Annotated in this window: 15 protein-coding genes; 10 read left to right on the forward strand and 5 right to left on the reverse strand. The window is 47.2% G+C overall.

All coding sequences use genetic code 11. From position 1 onward, the window contains the following. Nucleotides 1-411 precede the first annotated feature (411 nt). Nucleotides 412-5637 (forward strand): S-layer homology domain-containing protein, encoded by a 5226-nt coding sequence (locus tag V6668_RS13590; RefSeq protein WP_338708680.1) that lies wholly within the window; start codon nucleotides 412-414, stop codon nucleotides 5635-5637. 169 nt (nucleotides 5638-5806) lie between these two features. Here the strand turns inward: V6668_RS13590 and V6668_RS13595 are convergent, their stop codons facing one another. Beyond that, the gene (locus V6668_RS13595; RefSeq protein ID WP_338708681.1) at nucleotides 5807-6367 is read right to left on the reverse strand and encodes an NAD(P)H oxidoreductase; all 561 of its coding nucleotides are present in this window, start codon (nucleotides 6365-6367) and stop codon (nucleotides 5807-5809) included. Nucleotides 6368-6544: 177 nt separating this feature from the next. Between V6668_RS13595 and V6668_RS13600 the strand changes: the two genes are divergently transcribed. The 4 genes from V6668_RS13600 to V6668_RS13615 all read left to right on the forward strand — a co-directional run bounded on the left by V6668_RS13600 (nucleotide 6545) and on the right by V6668_RS13615 (nucleotide 11759). Further along, entirely contained in the window at nucleotides 6545-6934 is a 390-nt protein-coding gene (locus V6668_RS13600; RefSeq protein ID WP_280523071.1) for a winged helix-turn-helix transcriptional regulator, read from the forward strand. 219 nt (nucleotides 6935-7153) lie between these two features. Next, nucleotides 7154-8989, forward strand: coding sequence for an assimilatory sulfite reductase (NADPH) flavoprotein subunit (locus V6668_RS13605; RefSeq protein WP_338708682.1), 1836 nt, complete (start codon nucleotides 7154-7156; stop codon nucleotides 8987-8989). A 53-nt stretch (nucleotides 8990-9042) separates the two neighbouring features. Beyond that, nucleotides 9043-10764 carry an assimilatory sulfite reductase (NADPH) hemoprotein subunit gene (gene cysI, locus V6668_RS13610; RefSeq protein ID WP_315373188.1) on the forward strand — a complete coding sequence of 574 codons (1722 nt, stop codon included), beginning with the start codon at nucleotides 9043-9045 and terminating at the stop codon, nucleotides 10762-10764. A 278-nt stretch (nucleotides 10765-11042) separates the two neighbouring features. Further along, nucleotides 11043-11759 (forward strand): YebC/PmpR family DNA-binding transcriptional regulator, encoded by a 717-nt coding sequence (locus V6668_RS13615; RefSeq protein ID WP_036608916.1) that lies wholly within the window; start codon nucleotides 11043-11045, stop codon nucleotides 11757-11759. A gap of 86 nt (nucleotides 11760-11845) precedes the next feature. On the opposite strand, the gene V6668_RS13620 is transcribed toward V6668_RS13615, so the two are convergent. From V6668_RS13620 to V6668_RS13635, 4 genes are all read right to left on the reverse strand, one after another. Next, nucleotides 11846-12334, reverse strand: coding sequence for a DMT family transporter (locus V6668_RS13620; RefSeq protein ID WP_100528918.1), 489 nt, complete (start codon nucleotides 12332-12334; stop codon nucleotides 11846-11848). Between the two features lie 14 nt (nucleotides 12335-12348). Next, nucleotides 12349-13047: a Crp/Fnr family transcriptional regulator gene (locus V6668_RS13625; RefSeq protein ID WP_036670692.1), complete on the reverse strand. Its 699-nt coding sequence runs from the start codon at nucleotides 13045-13047 to the stop codon at nucleotides 12349-12351. Between the two features lie 45 nt (nucleotides 13048-13092). Then, nucleotides 13093-13518, reverse strand: a complete 426-nt coding sequence (locus V6668_RS13630; protein WP_036608521.1) for a DMT family transporter — start codon at nucleotides 13516-13518, stop codon at nucleotides 13093-13095. Nucleotides 13519-14043: 525 nt separating this feature from the next. Continuing rightward, on the reverse strand, nucleotides 14044-14841 hold the full coding sequence (locus V6668_RS13635; RefSeq protein WP_338708683.1) for a Nif3-like dinuclear metal center hexameric protein: 798 nt from the start codon (nucleotides 14839-14841) through the stop codon (nucleotides 14044-14046). Nucleotides 14842-15099: 258 nt separating this feature from the next. Here V6668_RS13635 and V6668_RS13640 point away from each other — a divergent pair, with 258 nt between their 5' ends. The 5 genes from V6668_RS13640 to V6668_RS13660 all read left to right on the forward strand — a co-directional run bounded on the left by V6668_RS13640 (nucleotide 15100) and on the right by V6668_RS13660 (nucleotide 23906). Continuing rightward, nucleotides 15100-15696, forward strand: a complete 597-nt coding sequence (locus tag V6668_RS13640; protein WP_338708684.1) for a biliverdin-producing heme oxygenase — start codon at nucleotides 15100-15102, stop codon at nucleotides 15694-15696. Between the two features lie 316 nt (nucleotides 15697-16012). Beyond that, nucleotides 16013-18553, forward strand: coding sequence for a diguanylate cyclase domain-containing protein (locus tag V6668_RS13645; protein WP_338708685.1), 2541 nt, complete (start codon nucleotides 16013-16015; stop codon nucleotides 18551-18553). A 209-nt stretch (nucleotides 18554-18762) separates the two neighbouring features. Beyond that, nucleotides 18763-20340, forward strand: a complete 1578-nt coding sequence (locus tag V6668_RS13650) for a TerB N-terminal domain-containing protein (protein ID WP_338708686.1) — start codon at nucleotides 18763-18765, stop codon at nucleotides 20338-20340. Nucleotides 20341-20346: 6 nt separating this feature from the next. Further along, a complete protein-coding gene (locus V6668_RS13655) occupies nucleotides 20347-21690 on the forward strand; it encodes an ATP-binding protein (RefSeq protein WP_036670698.1) in 1344 nt (447 codons plus the stop codon). Then, the gene (locus V6668_RS13660) at nucleotides 21687-23906 is read left to right on the forward strand and encodes a DEAD/DEAH box helicase (RefSeq protein WP_100528923.1); all 2220 of its coding nucleotides are present in this window, start codon (nucleotides 21687-21689) and stop codon (nucleotides 23904-23906) included. Before V6668_RS13655 ends, V6668_RS13660 begins: the two co-directional genes overlap by 4 nt. Nucleotides 23907-23926: the final 20 nt, after the last annotated feature.

Genomic DNA, 23926 nt, shown 5'->3' on the forward strand with positions numbered 1-23926 from the left:
TACGAGCTTGCGAACAAGCTCGAAGCGTGAGAAAAGGCGCGAATTTTGCTTGCAGAACAAGCAGAACTCGCGCCTTTTTTGCGTGGTTTTAACGAAAAATGTTTGAGCCCAATTCACAGTTGACAGCTTGAATAAGGCAATAATATAATTCAGGAAAGCGATTACATTTATATATTAAAAACCTGTTTCACTGCATAGGGGCAAAGAAAACACGGTATTCCGTATGAGTATCATTGCACTTAGAAGGGAAGACGGGTCTTTTTTTGCGCTCCAATGAAACCGGTTTCATTAAAATAAGGAGGTGGACAAGAGCTCGTTACTGACCACTGGTTGCTAAGGATAGGCTGAACAACAACACCGCGCATACAAGAACCATGCTTTCATCTTTCACGCCAAAGGAGAGAATGAACATTGGATAAACTCAGGAAACCCATGATATTTATGTTATCTGCAACACTTGCGCTGTCTTCGGGACCGTTGATGTTGCCGAGTAAGGCGTATGCCGATCTGAGCAGTATACCCGCCACGTTGTTGCAGGATGATTTTTCGGATGGGAATTTCACGGAATCACCCGCGTGGAACGTAAGCTCAGGCAACTGGGAAGTGTTCGCTGACCCGACAGATCCGTCCAACTTTACGCTTTTCCAGAGCGATACCAATGAAGGCGTCATCTCTACTGGAGACTCCATGTCGGACATGACCGTGTCCATGCGCTTTTACACGGGAGCCGGTCAGGGGTATCCGGGAATATTGCCGCGGTTTCAGGATAAGAGCAACTTTTACTATTTTCAAATGCAGGTTCCCAATAATAAACTCGTTTTCTCCAAACGGGTGAACGGATCAGACACAACTTTGAAAACGGTGGACTATGCTTTTGCCAAAGATGCATGGTACACGCTCAAAGTGGTGTTATCAGGTACCACCATTCGCGGGTATATCGCGGAAAACGGCTCCGATCGGTTGGTATTTGATCTGGTCGATCCTACATACGGGTCAGGTACTGTGGGCATTCGGAATAAGTGGCAGTCGGTACATGCAGATGACGTGACCATTGCCGAGCAACCGCCTGGGAACGATATTCAGCTCTCTATTGCTGAGCAGACGGCTTCTTCGGTTTCACTGCAATGGTCTGAAATCGCGGGAGCATCAGCCTATCGCTTGTACCGTTCCTCTACGCCTGAAGGCGGTTATTCTCTGGTAACCAGTACCGGAACTTTGGAACACATGGATGAAGGATTAACCGGGGATACGGTGTATTATTACAGGCTCGCTTATGAATACGGAGGCCTAACCGAATCATTATGGACTGCTCCGCTGGAAGTTCGGACGACAGCCGCAGCACCACAGGCTCCTGGCGAATTAAAGGCCGAGGCACTCAATGCCACAAGCGTGAAGCTATCTTGGTCCGCTGTGGACAAGTCAACTGGTTATCGCGTGGTTCGGGCCGAAGCTAGCAGTGAGCAATATGAGCAGATCTATGAAGGGAAAGGGCTCACATTCACAGATAATGCACTCGAGCCTGGCAACAGCTACAACTATCGTGTGACGGCCTATAACGTATCTGGGGAGTCAGCGGCTACTGTTGCAGAAGCCACGACATACTCTATTGACTCTCCAGCAGAGTTCGTTGCCACAGCTGTGAAGGATACATCAATCTCTCTGGGGTGGAATGTCCTGCCTGGATCTGATGTAACGTATACCCTGTCCAGGTCAACCGGTGCTACGGGTAAGTATCAGCAGGTCTATAGTGGCAATGAAAACACGTTTAACGATAGCGGTCTGACGATGGGCACAGGATATTTTTACATCATTCAGGCGACCGTGGACGGCGTAACTTCTCCAGCATCCGCACCGCTTGGTGTTGCGACAGTTCGCACAAGCATTACACCGGGGCAACTGTGGCCAGATCTGGACGGTAAGCCGATTGATGCGCATGGGGCAGGCTTTTTCTATGATGAACAGACGGAGATGTATTACTGGTATGGTGAATACCACACGGGCGGATGGCCAGCTGTTGGTGTGCGTGTGTATTCATCCAAGGATCTGATGAATTGGACGGATGAAGGCATGGCTTTAACAACACTTCAATCCATGGATGATTTTGACAATGACCCGTTGATTTCCGAATTGTATGCGGGGCGTGAAGACCGCGTGGATATCTGGGCAGATATCCGCAAAGGACGGATTATTGAACGACCAAAGGTCATCTACAACGACAAAACGAAGAAATACGTGATGTGGGCTCACATGGATGGCGACAAAGACCCCTATAACGATAATGCGAATTATGGTAAGGCACGGGCCGGTTATGCGATCAGCGACTCTCCAACAGGGCCTTTTGTGTATCAGAAGAGTTACCGGATGGACAGAGCTCCCGAAGGGGAGAAAGATTTCTTCCCAAGCGACCGGGGTATGGCACGTGATATGACGTTGTTTAAGGATGATGACGGTACCGGTTATCTGATCTATTCCAGTGAGGAAAACCTGACGCTGTATATCTCCAAACTGAATGAAGACTACAGTGACGTAACAGGGTGGCATAAGGAAGGACGAACGGATGACAAAGGCAATCCGGTACGAGATTCCACCTATCAGGCGGAATACGGCGTCGATTACGTGCGTGTGTTCCCGGGAGGGCAACGTGAAGCACCGGCGATGTTCAAGTATCAGGGGAAATATTATATTTTGACTTCCGGAGCTTCCGGTTGGGCCCCTAACGAAAACAAAGTGACGGTGGCGGACAACATCTTTGGCCCGTGGTCAACACAGACCAATCCGTTCGTGCGCACGTTGCCGAGTGATCCCGATCCAGGCAAAGCATTTGGCACACAGACGACTTCTGTCATACCGGTTGATCCGGAAAAAGGCAAATTCATTTACGTGGGGGATACGTGGAATGGTGGCAATTTCTCGAATGATGCTGCAAAATACGTGTTCTTGCCAATTGAGTTTGGAATAGGCTCCGACATCGCGATCAAGTGGTATAACAGCTGGACACCTGATCTGCTGAGTTCGATGGGCAAGGTAGATATTGCTGATCCGTTGCCAGAAGCCGTGGCGTTAGGCAAATTACCATCCCTGCCAACAACATTGAATGTGCGCGACGGTGGAACACTGGTATCAACGCCAGCAGTATGGACGATTGATAACCGGGCCATGACGGCAGAGGATTTTGCCAAGCCAGGACCGCTCACATTACAGGTAACGACACCGGAATATAACAACAAAAAGCAGGCAGTTCGCGTAAATGTCATTCCGGAGAATACACTCTATTTCGTGAATAGCGGAGGTTACGAAACGGCTGATTATAGTCTCATGGGTGCTTATATGAAAGGAACGCTTGCGAACCCGGAAACTGCGGATCAGATGTACGCTCCGGCTGAGGGACGTAATTGGGGTTATGTCAGCGCAGATGCACTGGCATCCGGTTCGAATGGCGGGGATATATTCTCGACCGTACGTTATCTGAACGGTGGCAATGTCAGCAATTCTCCTAAAGGCACGGACTTAACCTATAGATTTGATGTGCCAAACGGGTCATACGATGTGTACGCCGGATTCAACGATCCGTGGACCAATACATCGCGCAGAGCGAATTTAATCATCAATGGCACCAATACCGGAGCAGTTACTTTTACGCCTGCCAGTGTTAGAGCCCATAAAGGCATCGGCGTGTTGGAAAACAAGCTGGAGTTGACTGTGCGCAATACGGCATCGCAGGACCCGATGATTAGCTGGATTATGATCGTTAAACCTGACGCCGCGCCACCTGCAAATGATAGTGCTGGCCTTAATGCTGATGCGTTGGATTCAACGAGCGCAACGCTTCACTGGGATGCTCATCTTGGTGCGGCAAGCTACAAGCTTTACCGCTCAGATCGTGAGCAAGGTGAGTACGAGGTGGTCTATAACGGCAATGGACGGGAGTACACGGACAGTGAACTGAACCCCGGCACAGAATATTATTACAAAGTCGAAGCTTTTGATGCGACGGGGCAATCCTTAAAAGGCATATCTTCCGCTTATCAGGTGCACACGGTTCAGCAGAGCGCTGCCAATGTAGCTTCAGGCATTGCAGCATTGGAACAGCCTTCGGCAGGTGCGAAAAAACTGAAGTTACCATCCGTGCCGCAAGGTTTCACGGTGAAGATCGCTTCCAGTTCGGCACCGTCGGTCATTCAAACCGATGGAACGATTGTTCCACCATCTAAGGAAACAACAGTAACCCTGGAGTTGGAAATTACTCGAACTTCTGACGACAGTAGAGCCCTGACTATACCGTTGACAGTGAAGGTGCCGACAACTGTTCCTTCCCCTGGAGGCACGGACCCTGGTTCGGGCGGTAGTCCAGGAGGCAATTCTGGTGGAAATCCAGGAGATGGTTCTGGTTCATCCAGCAATGGCGGACAATCAGGAAGTGGTAACCCAAGTTCAGAGAATGCGGTACCACAACCTAAACCGGAGAAGGACCGTTCTGTTCTGGAGTTGCAGGGACAGTCCGATCAGAAGGGTGTAGTGCAGTCCAACGTGGATGCTTCCACCATCAAAGAGGCTTTCAAAGTTGCGCCTACAACAGAAGCGGGTCAGCGCTTGGTTGAACTTCGACTGAAGCCGGTCTCGGGAGCAACTGCATATGAAGTGTCTCTGCCTGTCTCTGCGTTGTTGGATCAAGGTGAATCACATGTGTTCAACATCGTAACTGAGCTGGGGACGTTGGAGCTTCCTGCGACACTGTTAACGAAAGATGCGGTTAGTGACGGTATTGCGTTAATCCGATTGGTCAGAACGGAGCTGCCGAAAACAGTCGCAGATCAGCTTGGCACGCAATATGGAGTCCAGCTTGAACTTCAACTGGATGGTCAACCATGGCCATCGGAAAGCAAGTTAATACTTCGTCTGCCTTTCCAATCCTCACAAAATGCTCAGCAGGATCGGATTGTAGCATTTGCCATTGGGGCGAACGGTGTGACAACCCCGTTGCCGCAAAGTTACTACGATCAAAAAAGCGGGCAGCTTGTATTTTCCGTAACATCACTCACAGGAAATTATGCTGTTGTGCCTGTGGAGCAGACATTCACAGATCTTGCAGAAGTGCAGTGGGCCAAGAAAGCAATGGAGGCTTTGGCTGTCCGAGGTGTAATTGATGTTGAGGCAAGTGGTGATTCCACGCAGTTACATCCAAAACAGGAGATGACCCGCGGCCAATACATGCAGTGGTTGATGACTGCGCTGGGCTTGAATGCTTCTTCCGGGAATGCGTTCTCTGATGTAAACGAAAAGGCTTCGTACTACGAAGCAGTTACAGCTGCGCGTTCGCTAGGTATCACCAGTGGTACTGGTGACGGGCGCTTCTTGCCAGAGTCCACGATCACTCGTCAAGAGATGATGACGTTGACAGTGAGGGCACTTGCGGCGGCTGGACTGGTTGACTCCGAGACAGCTGCAACAGATAACCTTACTCGTTTCCGCGACGCTTCGGAGATTCGCTCCTATGCCCGGGATAGTGTGGCATTACTTGTGGATCTGGGCATCGCCCACGGCTACAACAGTGAGGTGAAACCACTTGCCGAAGCGACCCGAGCCGAATCGGCTACGTTGTTATATGCGTTGATGAGCAAACTGGTATGGAATAAATGATGATACATCAGAATCATAGCGTGTGAAAAAGAAGGCTTACTTTGACCTGGAACCCAGGTTGGAGTAAGCCTTCTTGATTGTACGCCCGTCATGGGCGAAAAGTCAGTTACTCAACGAACAAGTAACCTCCTATCGTTTTGCAGTTGTTATCTGTAATATCTGCGAATTGTTAATTGTAATGTTTGCCGATTTGATATGCTTGCTCAAGCAAGCCTTCGATATGTTCTTTGGATTCTGAAATGGTTTCATAGAGGAATTCGACTCGGGATTCCTGCATTCTTGCATAACCTGCGATCCCATTATTCAGATAATTGGAGATCATGTTGTAATAGTCGTATTTATGGAATGAAGCCTCCGTTCCTCCAGCTAGCGCAATCCACAGTGCCTTTTTGGAGTTTGCCTTGTTCAGCAGCCCCATGTTCCATACCTTGTCCAGATAAGCTTTGAGCATGGAGGGGACGTTGTACCACCAGATCGGGAAAACAAATACAATGGCATCAGCCGCAAGCACACGATCCAGCTCTTTGCGAATCACAGGGGCATGCTGTTTATCGGGATTTTGCCAGTCTCGTTCATCTTCTACATCATATAGTGGATCAAATCCGTCATGATATAGATCGAGGATATCGATTTCATGGGAATTCTCCTGCATACCTTCTATAAAACGATTCATCACGGCAAATGTTAGGGAATCCTGTCTTGGGTGAGTAACGACCAGTTTAACTTTCATGTAGGAGTAACCATCCTTTTTTCTTTTTATTTTGGTTAAACATTCTGACCAATGTTATTATAAGTTTCATGACATCTTCTTGAGAAGTACGCACCTGAGAGTGCTGTAGATACTTTGGGGTTCTTCGGTTACTTTTAATAACGGATATACATATATGTGAATTATGGGGGAGTACAAGTGGAACAAGAAATGAAAAAATATGAGAGTGGTGTGCAGGCGATGCTGGAACTGGTCGGTGGAAAATGGAGGATTCTTATTCTGCATCAGCTGATATCAGGTAAAAAACGAACAAGCGAACTTCGCAGAGCCATTCCTGGCATTACCCAGAAGGTCTTAACCCAGCAGCTGCGTGAACTGGAAAAGAATGAAATCATCCATCGGATCATTCATCCTCAGATTCCGCCCAAGGTAGAGTATGAGCTGACAGAGTACGGCTTGACACTACAGGACATCATTGACCGCATATGTCTATGGGGAGAGAATCACTTGGACAGAGTATACGGAGATAAAAGCAGAGTGCTTGGAGATCATTTTAGTGACTATATTCCACTTTCAACTTCAACTTGAGCTGGCCGCCAAATTAAAATTAAAACAAAAACCGTCCTTGATTTGAAAAGGAGGGTTTTTGTTGTTTTTTGTCCTTTATCAGCGAAACTGATAAATGCTATAAAATCATTGAAATTGACCCTCAACACCCGGTGTGTTAGGTTTTAGAGAGAAGAAATTAAATTAATGTGATGATTTTAGTCGGAATTAAAATCGAAGCAATGCGCGAGGTGGCAAACAGTGGAACTTCAAGTGACAAACAGCCCTTTTAATCAAGAACAAGTTGAACTGCTTAATCGTCTTATTCCTACATTGACCGATGGACAACGTACTTGGTTGAGCGGATATATTGCAGCAATTCAGGCAAGCGCGACAATAACAGCTCCAGCTAACCTGGTACAGGCTGCACCAGCTACAGGTATTGCACCTGTCAGTGCTCCGCCAGTATCCCGGGAAGTTACCGTGCTTTTTGGTTCACAAACCGGGAATTCCAGTGGCCTATCGAAAAAGCTGGCCAAGAAACTTGAAGAGCAAGGTCTTCAGGTAACGTTGTCATCGATGGGAGATTTCAAACCGAACGGACTCAAGAAAATTGAAAATCTCCTCATCATCGTCAGTACGCATGGCGAAGGCGAACCACCGGATAATGCGATTCCGCTGCATGAATTCCTGAACAGCAAACGGGCTCCGAAGCTTGAAGGACTTCGTTACTCGGTGTTGGCTCTGGGAGATACCTCCTATGAGTTCTTTTGTCAGACAGGTAAGGACTTCGATAATCGGTTGCAGGAGTTGGGTGGTACAGCCCTTGTACCACGCGTGGACTGTGATGTTGATTTTGATGAAGCAGCTGCAGAGTGGATGAATGAAGTACTGGCATCCTTAAGCAGTACATCTGCTGCTGCGAGTACGGTAACCACGGAGGCTGTTACAGCTGCGGTGAGCGGCGGGGAATCCGAATATGATCGCACGAATCCATTCAAGGCTGAAGTGTTGGAGAATCTCAATCTGAATGGCAGAGGATCGGACCGTGAAACACGCCACATTGAGTTGTCTTTGGAAGGTTCCAGCCTGGATTACGAGCCAGGTGACAGCCTTGGGGTATTCCCTGAGAATCATCCGCGCCTTGTAGATGAATTGATTGCAGCCATGGGATGGAATGCCGATGAACGCGTGACCGTGAATAAAAATGGCGATCAGGCATCTGTTCAAGAAGCGTTGCTGCGTTATTTTGAAATTACAGCTGTGACGAAACCGGTCGTGGAACAACTTGCGAAACTGAATCCTGGGAGTGGCCTGACAGCGTTACTCGCAGATGGTTCCGAATTCCGCACGGTCATGAATAGCTGTGATCTGCTGGATCTGGTTCATGATTATAATCTGAAAGGGATTCCTGCCGGAGAATTTGTAGCTGCTCTTCGCAAAATTCCGGCACGTCTATACTCCATAGCGAGTAGTTCGAAGTCTTTCCCGGATGAAGTTCATCTTACTGTTCGTTCGGTACGTTATGAAGCAAGTGGCAGAGAACGTTACGGTGTATGCTCGGTACATCTGGCTGAACGAATCGAAGCTGGCGACACCTTGCCTGTATATATACAGCATAACCCGAATTTTAAGCTACCTGAGAACCCGGATACACCGATCATCATGGTTGGCCCAGGTACAGGTGTGGCGCCGTTCAGATCTTTCCTTGGTGAGCGTGAAGAAACAGGAGCAGAGGGCAAGACATGGCTGTTCTACGGAGATCAGCATTTCGCCACGGACTTCTTGTACCAGACGGAATGGCAACGTTGGCTCAAAGATGGTGTGCTCACTAAGATGGATGTAGCCTTTTCACGTGATACGGAACAGAAAGTGTATGTACAACATCGCATGCTGGAACACAGCAAAGAACTGTACCAGTGGCTTCAGGAAGGTGCAAGCGTATATATCTGTGGTGACGAGAAAAAAATGGCACATGATGTGCATGCTGCGCTCACCACGATTCTTGAACAAGAAGGCGGTTTATCGCCTGAGCAGGCATCGGAATATCTGACACGGTTACAGCAGGAGAAACGTTATCAGCGGGACGTCTATTAATCACCGGCCCAGCCGGATTGCACCATCCCGCAGAGACGAGAGGAGAAAGCAGCATGGTTTATAATAACTTACTTAACCCACAGCGCACGAATAGCGATGTGGAAGATATAAAGATCAAAAGTGATTACTTGCGCGGAAGTCTGACCGAAACGTTGGCTGATCGTATCACGGGGGCTATTCCAGAGGACGACAACCGTCTGATGAAACACCACGGTAGTTATATGCAGGATGACCGTGACCTGCGTAATGAGCGTCACAAATCCAAGCTGGAGCCTGCATACCAATTCATGTTACGTGTGCGTGCTTCCGGTGGGATTGTAACCCCGGAGCAGTGGTTGATGATGGACAGAGTGGCACATAAATATGCGAATGAGACGATTCGTCTGACCACACGTCAGTCTTTCCAACTGCATGGCGTATTGAAGTGGGATCTTAAAAACACCATTCGCGAAGTGAACGATTCGTTGTTAAGCACACTGGCTGCATGTGGTGACGTAAACCGTAACGTGATGTGTAACCCGAATCCGAATCAATCTGATGTGCATGCTGAAGTGTATGAGTGGGCATGTCAGGTGAGCAATCATTTGGACCCTCGCACCCGGGCTTATCATGAGCTGTGGCTGGACGGAGAGAAAGTGGTTGATTCCCAGGACTCGGACGAAGAAGTTGAACCAATCTATGGCAAAGTGTATTTGCCACGGAAGTTCAAAATCGGTATTGCTGTACCACCATCCAATGATGTGGACGTCTATTCACAGGATCTTGGTTTTATTGCTATTGTGGAGAACGGCAAGTTGCAAGGCTTCAACGTTTCCGTAGGAGGCGGCATGGGGATGTCTCATGGTGATGCCAAAACCTATCCTCAGGTGTCCAAAGTCATTGGTTTCTGTACGCCGGAGCAAATGATTGATGTTGCAGAGAAAACAGTTATGATTCAGCGTGATTATGGAGATCGTGCAGTTCGTAAACATGCTCGTTTCAAATATACGCTGGATGATCGTGGTGTGGAGTGGTTTGTCGAAGAGCTGACCACCCGTCTGGGATGGAAACTGGATGCGGCACGTCCATATCATTTTGAGACTAACGGAGATCGATATGGTTGGGTAAAAGGTAATAATGGCAGATGGCACTACACGCTGTTCATTCAGAATGGTCGTGTAAAGGATGTTGATGGTTATCCGCTCATGACGGGTTTACGTGAAATTGCCAAAGTGCATACGGGTGATTTCCGTCTGACTGCGAACCAAAATCTAATCATCGGTAATATTAGCAGCCAGAAAAAGAAAAAGATTGAAGCACTCATTCAGCAATATAACCTGACTGATGGTGCACATTACTCAGCGCTGCGCAGAAGTTCAATGGCTTGTGTTGCGTTTCCGACCTGCGGCCTTGCGATGGCTGAGTCCGAACGTTACTTGCCGTCCCTGATCGACAAACTGGAGCCTGTACTCGACGAAGCCGGGCTGAGAGACGAAGAAATTGTCATTCGGATGACCGGCTGCCCGAACGGATGCGCAAGACCGATGCTGGCAGAGATTTCATTTATCGGTAAAGCACCAGGGAAATACAATATGTATCTCGGTGGCAGCTTCACTGGACATCGCTTGAATAAGCTGTACAAAGAAAACATTGGTGAAACTGAGATTCTGGACACGTTAACTCCAATGGTGAATCAGTATGCCAAGGAGCGCAATGAAGGGGAACATTTCGGAGACTTTGTCATTCGTGCGGGTTATGTTCCTGAAGTGTTGGATGGTCGACAATTTCACGCTTAATTGACCGAGTAAGATAACTGAAATTAGGACTGATTTAGGGCGGAAGCATTCCTTTATGGGGTGCTTCTTGTCTGCTATATATGGAGTGAATAGAGGTAACGTTAGTTGCTGCTGAGAGATTTATGAGAGGATAAACTGAAGCTAATCTTCAAATGGAGATGGATAATCACCGCAGTTATTCCCATTATTTCGTGTGTATTAACTTGTTGAAGTACGCTCAACAAGATATAATGGCATAGTAGAAAGCAGATTAAATGTTGAAAGTGAGCGGAAACGATATGGGTCGTAAGTGGAATAATATCAAGGAAAAGAAAGCTTCAAAAGATGCAAACACGAGCCGGGTCTACGCTAAATTCGGCGTTGAGATCTATGTAGCTGCCAAGAAGGGCGAACCGGACCCGGAAGCGAACCGTGCACTGAAAGTCGTGCTGGAACGTGCCAAAACGTATAATGTACCCAAAGCCATCATTGATCGTGCGATGGAAAAAGCAAAAGGTAGCGGGGATGAGAACTATGAAGAGTTGCGTTATGAAGGCTTCGGACCGAATGGTGCGATGGTCATCGTTGATGCACTCACTAACAATGTGAATCGTACAGCGCCTGAAGTGCGCTCTGCGTTTAACAAAAACGCTGGCAACATGGGTGTCAGTGGTTCTGTTGCTTACATGTTTGATCCAACAGCGGTTATTGGTATAGAAGGCAAAAACTCCGAGGAAGTACTGGAACTTTTGCTTGAAGCAGATGTGGATGTACGTGATATCGTGGACGAAGACGATGCTGTAATTGTATATGCAGAACCGGATCAGTTCCACGCTGTACAAGAAGCATTCAAAGCTGCGGGTATTACTGAGTTCACAGTAGCCGAGCTGACCATGCTTGCGCAAAACCATATTGAACTTCCAGAGGATGCACAAGCTCAGTTCGAGAAACTGATCGATGCGCTTGAGGACCTTGAAGATGTTCAGCAAGTTTACCATAACGTAGAGTTCGTATAAGAGAACGAAACGATATGTGGTTTGATTGTATAAAAAGAGTGTCTGACCAATCTACGGGATTGGACGGACACTCTTTTTTTGTTTGTTTATGAGTCAGACTGAAGTGTTCCAGGGGACTGCTCTGATTTTTCCGATTTACCCCCACCGAACTTGAACAATATAATTCCCCCAACAATGACAAGTACACCAAGCAGCTGATTCCACGAAAAAGGAATTTGCTCCAGACCGAGCCACCCCATGGAATCAAACAATAGAGCAAAGCTCAGTTGGGATGTTAGCACAATTGAGATGGCATACGTGGGACCAAGCAGCTTCATCCCTTGCACGAGACAGAAGACCACGCCAACGCCGATGGCTCCACTGAGCCAGTACCAGGGTTGCATATGCTGAAAGCTGAATGTATTCTTGCCCTCTACCAGCAGAGAGATGAGGAACGAAGCAATGAATCCAGTGAAAAGCACCATCGTTGTTGTAGACCATGAACCGGTACGTTCATTGACTTTGCTATTAAAAATCGTTTGCAGACTGACAAGTGCACCTGCCAGTAGTGCAAGCGAAATACCTGTGATTAACATGGTTGTCGAACTCCTTATTCATAAATGTTGTGACCTGTTATTTCACGTAGACCCGCCCGGTCCTTGATCATAATCAATCCCTGATGTCGTTCAATTAACCCGTCTGCACAGAGCTTCTGGATGACCCGGTTCAGGTGTCGGTAACTGGTGCCGATCAGATTCGCGATGTCGGTCAGATTGAACGCGTCCAGCTCTTCATGAACGACGTTGCCCGCTTCTTCTGTTGAGATGGAGAGCAGGTAGCTGACTAGACGAACCTCAACGGGATACATCAGGTTGAAATTGGAAAAATTCGAGTCAATGTAGAATTTGTGAGAGATGATTTTAAGCAAAAATTTAAGTAAAGGTGCATAATCGCTGGCAAGCTCAGCAAGCCATTGATAATGAATGCGAAGCATCACCACAGGTGACACGGCCTGAACCGTATTAACAATATCGCTTTCACGGACATACTCTATGTCACCGACAACTTCAAGCGGTGTTTTGAAACAAAGCACCAGCGTTTTGTCCTGAGCGGAGGTGGTGAAAATCTTGATTTTACCCTCGACCAGTACGTACAAATATTCGGAAGTTTCCCCTTCACGACAGATCAGTTCACACTTCTCAAAGTGGCATAACGTCATATGTGTACGCAGGGGCTCGTGAAATACAGTTTCGAGTTGATATTGCTTCAGATATTGTATTAATTGTTGCTCGTTATGGATCTCTTGCACGCTGTGATTCACCCCCGACGATATGTTTCAATCCTTCTCCAAAAACTATAGTTTCATAATAATGACACCAGTCACCATTAAGGCAATGCCTAGAAATTGCGGCAGTTTCATCTTTTGTTTAACCACGCCGAACCATCCGTTACTATCCACCAGAAAAGTCAGGAACAGCTGAGCAATGAGCAGAGCCGAGATCGTGAATGTAACCCCAATTTGCTGAATGGCCGTCACTTCGCTGAAAATAATGACGGCGCCAAAAGCACCTCCAGCCAAGTACATAGGTTTTACTTGTTTGAGTCCTTGAAGGTTGGTGTCTCTAACAAACATTAGGATCAGCGCCGCTAAGATGAATCCCGTCAGTTGTGTAATCGTAGCGGCCTGCCATGTACCCATGTCGGTGCTAATCCGAGTATTGGCAACCCCTTGGAGCGTGATACACGCGCCGCCCAGTAATGCAAAAATAATTCCTCTCATATGTACGCTCCTTATTCAATCACTTCGACTTCTATTATTAAATGATAAATTAACTCTGAACGCCAAGGACAAATGTCCTGAGCTTTGAAGTCACAGCATCTAGAGTACAATAAAGAACTCGGGAAATCCAGATGGGGCTTGAAGAAATGCGTGGCATATGTGCTCAGTACTCATTTTTCATCATAATCTAACGAACCAGTGACACCTTATTGTACTGATCCGATTGAATTGAGAAATCTAACGAATCTCAGCGACGTTAAATGGGCTATGTTGGGTAGAAATGGGCGGTAAAACAGGGGGAATGGAGGCATAGGGTGTCTAAGATTCGTTACTTTTGAAAATCGGCAAATATTCGCTCAATAGAGGGTGTCAGGTTCGTTAGCTATCCAAGAAATGAAACGAGAGTCTGCCCAGCGTCCCCGGAGCATAGAAAGTATCCAAAGCTCCAGGGTAGGATAGGCAATGAAAATTAGAAGCAATCAGCTAGAAGATCGTGATCCTCTCCATACAAATCAAATGATCCTATTAGATCACAGTGTACACAGGCTTCTCGCCTATAAAACGAACAGACAATTCGGGAAAACGTTCTGCCAACCTGTCTGTTAATAGCTTCATTCCCGAAGCCTCGCTCTCGGCATGCCCCATCATGATCATTGCCTTGGACTTGCCTTGTTGCACAGCATCACGGATATATTCCGGTGTTTCCCATTCAAATCCTTCTCCTGCAATGATGAGATCCAATTGCTCATTCTGAATCAAGGGAATTGTCACATGTCCATTACCACGAAAACCTACCAGTACCGCTGCGCGTCTACAGACTATTTCCGCATTACCTGCAACGCGTACATAATCGATGCCTAGGGAACTTTTCACATGGTGAGCAATAGCTTGGGCGGTGCGTCCTTCCGGAAAAGAAAGGACGTCTGCTTCCGGTAGTCGTTGCTCTACATAAGAGGACCACCCCAATGCCCGAATCAGTCCTTCAGTAATGCCATCTGGTTGGAAGCGGTGGATGATATCATGACATCGATAGATGGAAATGCCTGCTTCGTCGATCAACTTTCTTTTGTCCACATAAACCGAATCATTTGCAAGCCAATCCGTATGACTGTGATGGTTGTAGAAGGGGGATTCATGCGCAATGATCAAGTTTGCACCTTCCTGTATGGCTTGTTCAATAACATAATGTGTGGGCATAAAAGCAATGATAATGCCTTTGACCTTACGATCAAGGGAGCCCGTAATGAGCTGATCTACCGTGTTTTCCGGCAATTCAATGTTATCTGTGAGATGAAGTACAACGTCTTGAACTGTAAGATCCATAGAATGCATTCCTCCAATGACAGGATATAAAGTTAGTGTACCATGTTGACATCTGAAATCTACTGCCTTCCAGATTATAGGGTCGTTTTTATTGTTTTCGGTTAATACTAAAACATACAGATTACAGTCAGTTAAGATAACAACGGAGAAATGTATTGGCTGTTTACGGATGTGGATTCATATAGTTTTCTCAAACAAGAATAAGTATACTTACATAGAGTCTTTGCTTGTAACAGATTGTGAAAGGGGATAACTACGATGACAGCAACAACTATTATGGAACGTCTGAAGAGCGAGACAGCTCATTATCACAGACAAGTAGAACAGAACCCTTATGCAAAAGCCATTATGAATCAAACTGTGACAATAGAAGAATATAGAACATATTTAGAGAAATTTTATGGATTCCTGAAACCGCTGGAAGATCAGGCTGTACAACAGCCTTTCTGGGGAAGTACGGGATTGGATATCGAGATTAGAGGCAAGGCTGGACTGTTGGAGAAAGATTTACGAAATCTGGGTGCTAGTGAAGAGGAAATCAGCCAACTTCCGCTCTGTGAAGAACTGCCGGATATTTCAACACCTGCCCGTTTGTTTGGATACCTGTATGTAATTGAGGGGTCCACGAACGGTGGACAAATCATGACCAAGCGTTTGTCGCAGTTCCTGCCCATTGAGGCTGATCGTGGTTTGGAATATTTCAATGCTTACGGCTCAGAGACAAGAACAAGATGGAGCGAGTTTACGGGGTTGCTGCAGCAGTCCATCAGTGCTCCAGAAGATCATGACAATATGGTGCATAGTGCATCAGAGACTTTCCGACTACTGGACCAGTGGATTAATACGGACAAGTAACATCCCTTTCATCAACCCAAACGCCTGTAGGGCAGATTTTTTCACATTTAAAAGGTATCTATATAAGTTGAAATAATACATTTACACCTAACGGAGAGGACAGAAAAAAGCTGGAAAAGCGAAGCGTTCGCCCAAAGCTTTCTGAAAGAAAGCTGCATCGGAAGCATACGCTTATAACCGGATTTTTCCCTCTAGAAAAGGGAATCGATAAAATCTGGGGATAACAGCGATTGGAAGATTATTCTGTCATCGTAGTGCAATGTAAATAATCATTATTTCAACTTATATAACATCATGAGAGGGGATTTTCCTGGCCATGGCCGAACCGAAGTCCAAGAAAGAACAAAATTTGTTAAACCGCACACTGCTTCATCAGGGGACTTACACGAATGATCCTATAGATCTGAATAACTGTGATAAAGAACCCATTCATATCCCCGGCTTTATTCAACCTCATGGTGTTCTTTTGGCCATCAATACCAGTCATACGCCAACAATAGTTCAGTGTAGCCAAAATACGGAGGACCATCTGGGTATTGCCTATGAAGACGTTCTGGACATGCCTTTGGAAAATCTGATTGGCAAGGAAGATGTACGCAAACTTTTGGCTAGCAGCTTCAATGCAGCTGTAACCTCTGATTTGCATTACATGGATCTGACCATTAAGGTATCCGGTGAAGACCGGATCTTTTCTTCTGTTCTTCATGAAAGTGAAGGTCTGCTTATTCTGGAAATTGAGCCTTTTTATGAAAAAGAGGACATGGAGACTACCGACTTTGAATGGATATCCCGTTTCTTTGGTCGGATCAAAAGTACAGATAGTCGCGTGGAAGCAAGTCAGATTGCGGCTGAACAGGTGAAGGGAATGCTCGGTTATGACCGGGTGATGATCTATGAGTTTGACGAGCAATGGAACGGTAAAGTAATTGCTGAAGCACGTGAACAAGAACTCGAACCATTCCTTGGACACCACTATCCGGCTTCGGATATTCCAAAACAGGCTCGGGAATTGTATCTTCGCAATTGGCTGCGAACCATTGTGAATGTCGATTATAAACCCGTCGAGATTGTACCTATGCTCCAACCGCTCACAGGCAAACCGCTAAATTTGAGTCTTTCGGTCCTGCGCAGCGTATCTCCTCTTCATATCGAATATTTGCATAATATGGGTGTAGGTGCGACCGTTACGATCTCGCTTATTCATAACAATCAACTGTGGGGACTCATCACATGTCATCATTATTCGGCCAGATATGTACCCCATCGCGTACGGAATCTGTGCAATTTTCTGGGTGCGTTTTTCTCGAATGAATTGTTCCAGCGTCAGCAACTCGATGATTATCAAGCAGAGATCCAATCACGTGAAGCCGCTTCACGAATTGCCAACATATTTATCGGTAACACAAGTCCTACCCGAGTCCTTGAGGAATTACAGGGAGAAGAAGAGACGGTGTTAAACCTGATGGGTGCTGCCGGAGCAGCAATCTGTTACCAGGACAAGTTGTTGTTGTATGGTGAAACTCCGAACAGCGGACAGATTCGTGAACTGGCAGGTTGGCTTGCAGGAAAGTCCGAGGATTATAGTTATCATACGTCGAAGCTGAGTGCAGAGTATGAAACATCCAAAGCTTATCAGGATAAGGCTTCCGGAGTTATTTATGTTGCCATTTCGCCTGGACAGCATAACTACATGCTCTGGTTCCGACCTGAGGTCGTCCAGGTTGTTGATTGGGCGGGTGACCCCGCGAAGGCAGTGTTAAAGACAGATGATGGCATGCGGTTATCTCCTCGTAAATCATTCGAGAAATGGCGTGAGGTTGTAAAATCAACTTCGTATCCTTGGACATCCAAAGAGCTGAGCGTGTTACCTTTACTCAAAACCATTGTACGTCGGCAGACAGAGAACCAGTTGGTTCAGGCTGAAGAACAAGCGCTGCAGAATGCTCGTATTTTGCGACAAAATGAACAGCGTTATTTGCAGTTAATGGATTACTCGCCCGTGGCATTTTTTACTTTGACTGACGGTCAGATTATCTACTGTAATACGAAGGCTGCCGAGCTGCTTGGGTTCGAGAGTTCCAAAAACCTGATGGGCAAGGACTTCAGGGCGTTTGTACCTGAGCAAACGAGAGTGACGTTGCAACAGAATTTTGAGGAATTAAAGCACAATAACACAAGTTTGATTACCAGCCAGTCCTATTTCACCACAGCAGCAGGTACCTCATTGTTGCTTGAAATTACACTTGCTTCTGTTACGCATGCGGGTAAGCCATCTGTGATGGTCCTACTGCACAGTGGAACGTCTCACCATGAACAGGACAATTACACCGAAACGACGAGCCAGCTGCAGAGTTATCTGAGGACTGATCCGTTAACGGATATGCCGATCCAGACAGTGTTCAAGTCACAGCTTCAAGATGACTGGGATGACTGTTTACAGGAAAAATGCAGTCTTGGACTGCTCATTATAGATATTGATGATTTCCGTTCGTATAATGCAGCATACGGCCTTCAAGGAGGCGACTTGTGTCTGCAATGGATCGGTGAGGTGCTTACGGTGGTTAGCGAACAGCATGAGGCGCAGATCTCTCGTCTTCGCGGAGGCACATTTATGCTGAAATTGAAGAGCACAACGTCACAATATTCAGCTAAACTTGCAGAAGAGATCAGACAACATGTGCTGGCTCTACAGATTCAAAGGGAATCATCCGGTCCGAGTGGAGTCGTCACTGTTAGTGTCGGTGGTGCAGTACAGGTACCAGATGAGAATTCCAATGCATCCGAACTGATCGAAAAAGCGAGTCGAGCGCTGGCTCAAGCCAAAAGTGAAGGCAAAAATCGCGCAATTGTCGTGTGATTACGCCTGTGCAACGTTCGATTTGAAACGATACAATCATTATTTGAAAAGAGTTAAATAGACATGATGAAAAGAGGGCAGAAATGCCTTCTTTTTTGTGTCCAGGAATGTTTAAATTTCGTCACCGCAGACACAGGACAAGTGATATAATGATCCCTATGGATACACTTGTTCGTATTCTGTCTTGGAGGAGGGTGAGATAACGTTCTATGAAAGACAACTCAAGACAATTGGAATTTATGGAGATAGATCTGAGTGAAGAACCTGAAACAGCAACAGTTCCGGTTCCCGATCGTTCAACCATTGTGCAGTCTGCACATGATACGATGCAGCATCGTGGAGGCATATTGTCCTCAGAGAAACGTTTTGTAGAGGAAGCAAAGCAGTGGGCAGAGATGGAGGGGGATGTATCCCCGTGGGTTCCCTTTATGAGTTACTGGCCAACGTATGGCGTGATGAATGAAGCCCAGCGCAAGTGGTATATGTTTTGGAGGAAGGAAGTACGTCAGGGGAGATACCCGGATACCGATCTGTCCTATCTATTTGTTCATATCTACGAGTTAATTAACGGCATTGGCTGGCAGAATCCTCAGGATGGTTATGATCAATTGAAGCAGCTATGGGTGAACTACCGTGAACGGCTGCCCCAATTAAATATATATATGCAAGAGTGGATGGTCGATTATGTGCTGGTCCATCAGATGGAAATGTCCTTATCCGAGGTCATGGGCCTTTCGGGCGGATACCTGCCAGCAGAGATGCTGGATAGGGAGCTGCAACGTATTTTACAGGATAATGTATCGGATATATCGCTCAATATGCTGCAAAGATACTATGATTACGATATTACGCTCAGTAAATTCTACAGAGATGGCGGCAAAGAAGTGATGGAGCAGTACATCCCGCGGGTCGTGGCCTTGGTTGATTCGTACCTGGAACGTACGCGACAAGTTGGACTGTTGCCTGAGTGTGATCCTAACGATGAACGCACGATGGAGCGCATTCTGTTTCGCAAAGCAGTCTATGATGATTCGATCTATGGAAGATCGGTATCGTTCAGATATATGCCCATAGGTGAACAGGCTGAATTTCTGCAGATGGTTACGCGGATCTATCGATGTACTGAAAATAAACTTCGTGAACTGCTCGGATTCAGAGGCAGATTGCGAGGACAGACTCTTGAACCCGAACTTGCAAATCTGATTGAGCGATACCTGGACAAAACATACGCGATCGAACAGGCGAAGTCCGTGGAACAACCGATGATTCGTATTGATTCAGAGAAACTGGCGTCTTTACAGCAGGAAAGTGAGTACGTGCGATTGGCGCTTACAATTGAGGATGATCACCCTTCTGAAGTGAAGGATGAAGAGGTTAATAGCGCAAATGTTACAAGTAATCCATTCGATGTACTGGAAGCAAGGAATGAGATCACTCCAACTGAAGGTTCTATGGAGTCGGAGCCATCTGCAGTAGAGATTGCAACAGGAGCGCAAGTAGAATCGATTAGGTTGCAGTGGGACGAGTCTGCTGAGGCTGATCTGGATGAAGAATGGCTGCTCTTTGCCAATGAACTCTCCCCTCAGCAGGTGCAAACGATTCATGTCCTACTTGGCGCAAGTCCAGATACGGAGCTGATGCGTCTGGCTGAGCAATATGGAACGATGCCTACGCTTCTGCTGGATGAAATTAATGATGTGGCTATGGAAACGATCGGTGATCTTCTGATTGATGGTGATCGGATTGTTCCTGATTATATAGATGTGTTCGAACATGTGAAGAGGTGATACGCAGTGACAGAACTTAAAATACCAAAGCGGCTGACCACCGCGCTTGTAAATTCATTGACAGCTGGTGTTGTCCCGCGCATAGGACTGGAGCAGATTGCTGTTGGTCGGAAACCGGAAGTGGAAGCCATCTTGCGGGATATGGATAATATCGCCGAGGGAGGCGCAGCGTTTAAACTCATTACGGGTCGTTACGGCAGCGGTAAAAGCTTTCTTTTGCAAATGATTCGTAACTATGCGATGGATCGTGACTTCGTTGTTGCGGATGCGGATCTGTCACCTGAGCGTCGATTGGTGGGAACCAAAGGGCAGGGACTTGCGACATATCGCGAACTGATGACTCGTCTGTCTACACGCACACGCCCGGATGGGGGAGCGTTGGAGCCGATTTTGCAAAAATGGATCGCAGGGTTGCAACAGTCCACGATGCAGAGTCAGAACTTGCGCCCGGATGATCCCGCTCTGCCGCTGGAAGTAGAGAAGCAGATCTATGCGGTGACGGGGGAGATGCAGAATCTGGTTCACGGCTTTGATTTTGCCAAAGTACTGGCGTCGTACTGGAACGGGTACAAGCTGGCTGATGATGATCGCAAACAGGCGGCGCTTCGCTGGCTTCGAGGAGAATTTGCAACCAAAACGGAAGCGAAAAAAGAACTCGCTGTTGGGGTCATTATTGACGATGATAACTGGTATGACTACTTCAAATTGTGGTCTGAATTCACAGCGCGCATTGGTTACAAAGGATTGCTGTTGTTCATTGATGAAGCGGTGAATCTGTACAAAATTACAAACAGTGTCTCCCGTCAAAGCAACTATGAGAAATTGCTGACCATGTTCAATGATACGATGCAGGGTAAGGCAGAGCACCTGGGCATATTTGTAGGTGGTACACCGCAATTTGTGGAGGATGAACGGCGCGGATTATACAGCTATGAAGCGCTTCGCTCCAGGCTTATTGATGGTCGTTATGCAGCCAAAGCGTATGCGAATTACACAGGTCCGATCCTGAAGCTGGCGATGTTATCGCATGAAGAGATTCTGATTTTACTTCAGAAGCTGCGGCAGATTCATGCCCTGCATTTTGGATACAGCGCAAGTCTGACGGATGAACAATTGGTTGATTTTATGCAAACGGCGGTGAACCGGCTGGGTGCGGATGAATTGCTGACCACGCGTGAAGTGGTACGAGACTTTATGGATGTTCTGCATACGTTACACCAGAATCCTGAAGTGACTTATACTCAATTACTTGGCGAGCGGGTTGCCAAACCTCAGGAAACGGGTAAAGGGGCAGATGCTTCCGCGAATACAGATGATCTGGACGACTTTCTGGCGGAGTTTGAATTATGAGTGATAATCCGTTCTATCGGCTGGCTCCGTTTGTTCAGGAATTTATATATAAAAAAAGATGGGAATCGCTTCGTCCTGCTCAGATTGAGGCCTGCAATATCTGTTTTCATACCCCGCATCATATGCTGATTGCGGCGGGAACAGCCTCCGGCAAGACGGAGGCGGCTTTTTTTCCTGCATTGACCGAGCTGTATGAACGGCCTTCCAAATCGGTTGGCATTTTGTACATTGGACCTCTGAAAGCCCTGATTAACGATCAATTCGAACGTCTTAAGGATCTGTTATCCGAAGGAAATATTCCGGTTTGGCATTGGCACGGGGACGTACCTCAGGCGGAGAAAACAAAACTGATGAAAAATCCGTCCGGTGTGCTCCAGATAACGCCAGAATCGCTGGAAGGTCTGCTCATGAATCGACCGAATGCAATCCCGGCGCTGTTTCATGACTTGCGATATGTCATCATCGATGAGGTGCATGCTTTCATGGGAGCGGATCGGGGCATTCAAGTACTCAGCGAACTTGCCAGAATCGAGCGTATGGCTGGCTGCGCACCGCGAAGAGTGGGCTTGTCCGCTACACTTAGTGACTATGATGCGGCTACATCCTGGCTTGCTGCGGGAACGCAGCAGGGGGTGGATGTGGTCTCTTCCCCGGGCGGTCGCAAGTTGCGACTGCGGGTGGAACATTTCTCCTTTCCAGATGCACAGGACGAGGAGCAGGCGGAGCAGCTTCATAACGCACGCAAAGCGTACTACGACTTCATCTATGAGAGCACACATCGTAAAAAAGCGCTGATCTTCACCAACAGCCGAACGGATGCAGAAGTCACCATTCTTGAGATGCGGCGAGTCGCGGCTCGCAGGCAAGAGCGTGATGTGTTCCATGTGCATCATGGAAGTATCTCGGCTATGCTGAGGGAAGAGACGGAAGCTGCCCTACGCACTGGATCGGGACCTGCGGTTGCTGCGGCAACGGTCACGCTTGAACTGGGCATCGATCTGGGCGAACTGGAACGTGTGGTTCAGCTCGGTGCACCGTATAGTGCGTCCAGCTTTGTACAGCGTCTGGGACGTTCAGGGAGACGAGAGGACATGGCATCGGAGATGCTTTTTGTATGTCCGGAGGAAGAGGATGAGGAAGCGCAATTGCCAGCACGTATGCCGTGGACGTTGATGCGTGCGATTGCTGTTATTGAGCTCTATGTAAAAACCAAGTGGGTCGAACCTCTTGAAGCTCGCAAAATGCCCATAGGTGTGCTCTACCATCAGACGATGAGCATGTTGAAAAGTATGGGGGAGGCGGAGCCGAGAGATCTTGCGGAAGCCATCCTTTCGCTGGCCCCATTTGCGTTGATCAGACCTGATCAATATCAGGTATTCCTGAATTACCTCATTGAGACGGATCATCTGCAATGGACAGAGGATCGAACATTGATCATCGGTCTGACAGGTGAGAAAATTGTGAATAATTATCGCTTCTACGCCGTGTTTAAAGACGATGAGGAACATAAAGTACTAAACGGCTCGGAAGAGATTGGTTCGATTACAACAGTGCCCCCACCTGGCTATTGCTTCTCGCTCGCAGGCAAACTGTGGAAAGTGGAAGAGGTCGATCACAAGCACAAGGCTGTGTATGTGAAGTCTGCAAAAGGTAAGGTAGATACGTTATGGCTTGGAGCGGGAGGAGATATTCATACGTCGGTAGTACAGAAAATGCGTGAAGTGTTGTCCGACTCGACCATCTATCCTTACCTGTCACCACAAGCCGTCAATCGACTTGAACGGGCGCGCCGCCTAGCTCGTGAAAGCGGACTGTTAAAGCAGGTCGTGATTCCGGCAGGGGGAGATTCGATGTATGTTCTTCCTTGGGTTGGAAGTAAATCATTCCGTACATTGGAGCGCCTGATGAAGCATAATCTGTCCAAGAAACTTGCCTTGCGTTCGGTTGTGCCCATGGAGCCATATTATTTTGTAGTGTCCGGCAAGGTCGACGAACGAACATTGTTAGCCGAGATCATGAGTGAGTGTCGAACGGCTGAAGACGCATCTGCGTTACTGGCTGAAGATGAAGCGCCTTATCTGGGCAAGTATGATGAATTTGTCGCGCCGCCTTTGATCCGTGAGGCTTTTGCCGTAGATGGGCTGGATCTGGAAGGATTGAAGGCAGGTTTACAGCAAACATTGGAGTGGGACTCCTCAGGCTTCAATCGGACATGACGTTTTTACGTAATTAGAGT

It is taken from the genome of Paenibacillus amylolyticus, assembly GCF_036894225.1.
In the GTDB taxonomy this organism is placed as follows: domain Bacteria; phylum Bacillota; class Bacilli; order Paenibacillales; family Paenibacillaceae; genus Paenibacillus; species Paenibacillus amylolyticus.

Excerpts from the sequence above, each read along its gene's own strand:
- V6668_RS13645 (WP_338708685.1), top strand. The coding sequence starts at position 16,013 with ATGGCCGAACCGAAGTCCAAGAAAGAACAAAATTTGTTAAACCGCACA.
- V6668_RS13595 (WP_338708681.1), bottom strand. The coding sequence starts at position 6,367 with ATGAAAGTTAAACTGGTCGTTACTCACCCAAGACAGGATTCCCTAACA.
- V6668_RS13620 (WP_100528918.1), bottom strand. The coding sequence starts at position 12,334 with ATGTTAATCACAGGTATTTCGCTTGCACTACTGGCAGGTGCACTTGTC.
- V6668_RS13635 (WP_338708683.1), bottom strand. The coding sequence starts at position 14,841 with ATGGATCTTACAGTTCAAGACGTTGTACTTCATCTCACAGATAACATT.
- V6668_RS13640 (WP_338708684.1), top strand. The coding sequence starts at position 15,100 with ATGACAGCAACAACTATTATGGAACGTCTGAAGAGCGAGACAGCTCAT.
- V6668_RS13630 (WP_036608521.1), bottom strand. The coding sequence starts at position 13,518 with ATGAGAGGAATTATTTTTGCATTACTGGGCGGCGCGTGTATCACGCTC.
- V6668_RS13615 (WP_036608916.1), top strand. The coding sequence starts at position 11,043 with ATGGGTCGTAAGTGGAATAATATCAAGGAAAAGAAAGCTTCAAAAGAT.
- V6668_RS13650 (WP_338708686.1), top strand. The coding sequence starts at position 18,763 with ATGAAAGACAACTCAAGACAATTGGAATTTATGGAGATAGATCTGAGT.
- V6668_RS13660 (WP_100528923.1), top strand. The coding sequence starts at position 21,687 with ATGAGTGATAATCCGTTCTATCGGCTGGCTCCGTTTGTTCAGGAATTT.
- cysI (WP_315373188.1), top strand. The coding sequence starts at position 9,043 with ATGGTTTATAATAACTTACTTAACCCACAGCGCACGAATAGCGATGTG.